Source organism: Microcystis sp. M109S1, assembly GCF_020247025.1.
In the GTDB taxonomy this organism is placed as follows: Bacteria; Cyanobacteriota; Cyanobacteriia; order Cyanobacteriales; family Microcystaceae; genus Microcystis.
In genome coordinates this window covers 1-3,135 of sequence record NZ_JADBRW010000065.1, presented here as the reverse complement: position 1 = coordinate 3,135, position 3,135 = coordinate 1, and the positions used below count along the sequence as shown (strand labels likewise).

Here is a 3,135-nt window from a genome sequence, read left to right as displayed (position 1 = left end):
TTGGCCGCAGGACTTGCGGTGTCAGTCTGTAGAGCGACCATAAGACCAGAACAGATTTACTCTGTTAAGGCAGGTGCGGAACCCCGCAAGGGAAAGAAGCAGAAACCTAAATCGTGAGGTTTGGGAATCACCGTCCGTTTTACGGCGGTGAGGATGTCAACTAGATCGACGGTTAAGAGACCTTAATCTTTCTGTAAGAGAATAGTCATTGAATAAAAGCTAGAGGTAAAGCGCGTGATTGCTATTTCACTGCCAACAAGCAAACGAAGCTGGAACACCATGAGTTTCGCTTCCACCTTGTATCTTTGTCCGATTTTAGATTTATTGACCGCTAGTATTCCCGAAGAATTAGAGCCAGAAATTAGATTAGGATTGCAAGAAGCTTTAGTTAATGCCGCTAAACACGGCAATCATCTCGATCCGGGCAAAACCGTGGTCGTTCACTTTTCCAGCAGTAAAGACGAGTATTCCTGGGTAATTACCGACGAAGGTTGTGGATTTACCCCCCGTTGTCACCATCATGGCTGTAGTTGCGATTGTCCCAATTTTCCCCCCGAAGAAGCGGAAAATGGCCGAGGACTGTGTATATTATATCAAATCTTCGACCAAGTTCACTGGAATCAAAAAGGAACCCAACTGAAACTTTGTAAACAAATTAAACAGGAACGCTGGTTCACCTAATGACCATGACCGTGAGAAGGACAGGGAGGAGCAGAAATTGAGCGATCGAGCCAGCCTGTAGCCTGTTGTAGCCGAGGAAGTGCTTCTTCTGGCTGATTATCTAATAAAAACACCAAAGCCGTCCCTAATTGTTCGGCAGACCGAGCATTACGATTGGCTTTCAGACGATGCCAGTCAATCGGTGCGATCGCCAAACGTTCCGCCAAAATCCGCGCCAATTCCAGGGTAGATAGATGATCAACAGTCTGAGATGAGGAGGAGACAGGGGATGGAATCATAATCAAAAGGTTTCGTAAAACCGTAAAATCGTCTATAACTATAGTTTAGACGCAGGTAATCGGATCGAGTCCATGTCCTTAGAAGAAAACCCATACCCTAGCGATGAATCGGCAGAATTTACCCAAGCGATTGAAGAAGTCGAAGCGGCGATCGCAGCACTAAAAGACCGTTATCGACAGATCAGCGAAGCAGAACAGCAAAAAAAAGACCTAGAGGCACAATTTAGTCAAATAGAACCCCAATGGCGGGAAAATCCCCTACCTGAACTAGAAAAGGAATTGGTACAAATTCGCGAACAGATTCAAGAATTAGAGGTAATTTTAGAAAGCAATTTACTCAAAGAAGGGGAATTAAAGCGCCTATTCTGGGAAGGAATCCGTCGCGGACTGCTGGGGGAAGTTTTTTGGCAAATTGTCCGCTTTGGTGGTATCGGAGTCTTACTGGGTTGGATTCTGCGATCCTGCAGCGGGTGATTAACTGCACAGGAGTGGGGTGTGGGGAGAGGGGAGTGTTGCCTTGAGAAGCTGATTAGGGTTCAGTTCCATCGAGACGGATTTGACATTTACTGGCATCGAGGTTAGTTAGAGAAGTGTCGTTATAAGTACCTTGTTTAACTATTCCTAGCAGAGAAGCCATAACTATACATTTTCTTTCTTGGTTAGGATAGGGCGCAGTGGAGGCGTTGGCGGCGGGATATAATACGATTATCGCTTGGTTTTGCGGCGGAGTAAAGTTTAAATCCGGCACATGACCCCGAAAGGAAAACTGTACCCCCGGGCTGCTGCTAGTAGTGGGAACATTCGGAAAATTACCCACCACCATAAATACTTCCTGCGGCAGACTTAGGGGACCCGCGTTAGTATTAGTCGCCACTAAACAACCCGCTTCACTGGCAGTTATTTGCGAGTAAACCGTGGGATTAGTGCCAGTCCCGTTAGTAAAATTAATCGTGCAAATTCTCCCTCGACGGATAGCTTGTCTTTGGGCATCCTGTAGGGCTGATTGTATAGAATCGGTGGCTTCTTGGACTGTATTCCTATTCAACCAAGCTAATAAATTAGGTCCGGTTAAGGCGGCAAGAATTCCCGTAATTGCCAAAGCTATCAAAATTTCTAACAGGGTAAAACCCTGATTTTTATGGACATTTAAACGACGCATCGGGAATCACCTCGACAGAACTTTTAGCAATAACATTTTCTTGGTTGCGGTAATCGTCAGCAATTTGACCTGTTGCTAACTGGACTCGATAATCAATACGGAGACGATGGGGATTAGCCGATTGGTTATTAATATCAAAAGTTCGATAGAGAGAATAGTCTTTTGTACCGACAATTGGTCTTGTATCTACTAATGTTTCCGTCGGTATAGGGGTGGTGGGGAGGGGAGTATTCGTTAGTTGTCTTCTTAAAGCTGTGGCATAACCCTCCGTTCCTGTACACACATCCCTACTGACATTGGGGTTGGCAGGACTGGAGTTCACATCTAAACTCGAAGCTAAAGCTTTAACAGACTCGAAGTCTTCTTGAATCCAAAAGTTAGCTTTAGCTTGTCTTTCTGCCCGAACTTTATATAAGGCATTCACTGCCATTAACTGTAAGGTTCCTGTTAAGAAAGCGGTAATAGTTAAAATGGCAATGATCACTTCTAACATCGAGAAACCCGACTCGGACGACGGCAGTTTTAACGATATTCCCTTTCCTCTTGATTTCACTTATCAACCCCCCCGTTTTTCCTGAACACTACTGGCTTTTTTTAGCTCTCAACTACAGAGTACCCAATTGACATCCTCACCGCCGTAAACGGACGGTGATTCCCAAACCTCACGATTTAGGTTTCTGCTTCTTTCCCTTGCGGGGTTCCGCACCTGCCTTAACAGATTTACTCTGTTCTGGTCTTATAGTCGCTCTACAGACTGACACCGCAAGTCCTGCGGCCAAAATGTTTTTACTAGCGTTAATATCTCGGTCATGGTGCGTCCCACAGTCTGGACAGTCCCATTCTCGAACATTTAACGGCATCTTCTCAGCAATATACCCGCAATTACTACACCGCTTAGAACTAGGAAACCATCTATCTACTTCGATATAATTTTTCCCGTACCATCGGCATTTATAGGCTAATTGTCGAGTGATTTCTCCCCAACTAACGTCAGATATTGCCTGAGATAATTTCGGG

6 protein-coding genes are annotated in these 3,135 nt (G+C 45.1%); 2 read left to right on the top strand and 4 right to left on the bottom strand.

Going from position 1 to position 3,135, the window contains the following annotated elements; all coding sequences use genetic code 11:
• The first annotated feature begins 279 nt into the window (after window positions 1-279).
• Entirely contained in the window at window positions 280-681 is a 402-nt protein-coding gene (locus tag IM322_RS02935; protein ID WP_287674773.1) for an ATP-binding protein, read from the top strand.
• Here the strand turns inward: IM322_RS02935 and IM322_RS02930 are convergent.
• On the bottom strand, window positions 678-959 hold the full coding sequence (locus IM322_RS02930; RefSeq protein ID WP_287674766.1) for a DUF6439 family protein: 282 nt from the start codon (window positions 957-959) through the stop codon (window positions 678-680). The genes IM322_RS02935 and IM322_RS02930 overlap by 4 nt on opposite strands.
• Window positions 960-1,031: 72 nt before the next feature.
• Between IM322_RS02930 and IM322_RS02925 the strand changes: the two genes are divergently transcribed.
• Entirely contained in the window at window positions 1,032-1,433 is a 402-nt protein-coding gene (locus tag IM322_RS02925; RefSeq protein WP_287078209.1) for a sll0565 family protein, read from the top strand.
• A 55-nt stretch (window positions 1,434-1,488) separates the two neighbouring features.
• Here IM322_RS02925 and IM322_RS02920 read toward each other — a convergent pair whose 3' ends face one another.
• The 3 genes from IM322_RS02920 to IM322_RS02910 form a co-directional block, all read right to left on the bottom strand.
• On the bottom strand, window positions 1,489-2,118 hold the full coding sequence (locus IM322_RS02920; protein WP_287674767.1) for a pilus assembly FimT family protein: 630 nt from the start codon (window positions 2,116-2,118) through the stop codon (window positions 1,489-1,491).
• Window positions 2,096-2,611: a type 4 pilin gene (locus IM322_RS02915; protein ID WP_287674769.1), complete on the bottom strand. Its 516-nt coding sequence runs from the start codon at window positions 2,609-2,611 to the stop codon at window positions 2,096-2,098. The genes IM322_RS02920 and IM322_RS02915 overlap by 23 nt, the downstream gene beginning before the upstream one ends.
• Before the next feature lie 169 nt (window positions 2,612-2,780).
• Window positions 2,781-3,135, bottom strand: a 355-nt coding sequence (locus IM322_RS02910) for an RNA-guided endonuclease TnpB family protein (RefSeq protein WP_287713091.1), incomplete at its 5' end; no start/stop codon positions are given.

Coding starts and splice junctions, on each gene's coding strand:
- IM322_RS02925 (WP_287078209.1), top strand. CDS start 1,032: ATGTCCTTAGAAGAAAACCCATACCCTAGCGATGAATCGGCAGAATTT.
- IM322_RS02930 (WP_287674766.1), bottom strand. CDS start 959: ATGATTCCATCCCCTGTCTCCTCCTCATCTCAGACTGTTGATCATCTA.
- IM322_RS02935 (WP_287674773.1), top strand. CDS start 280: ATGAGTTTCGCTTCCACCTTGTATCTTTGTCCGATTTTAGATTTATTG.
- IM322_RS02920 (WP_287674767.1), bottom strand. CDS start 2,118: ATGCGTCGTTTAAATGTCCATAAAAATCAGGGTTTTACCCTGTTAGAA.
- IM322_RS02915 (WP_287674769.1), bottom strand. CDS start 2,611: ATGTTAGAAGTGATCATTGCCATTTTAACTATTACCGCTTTCTTAACA.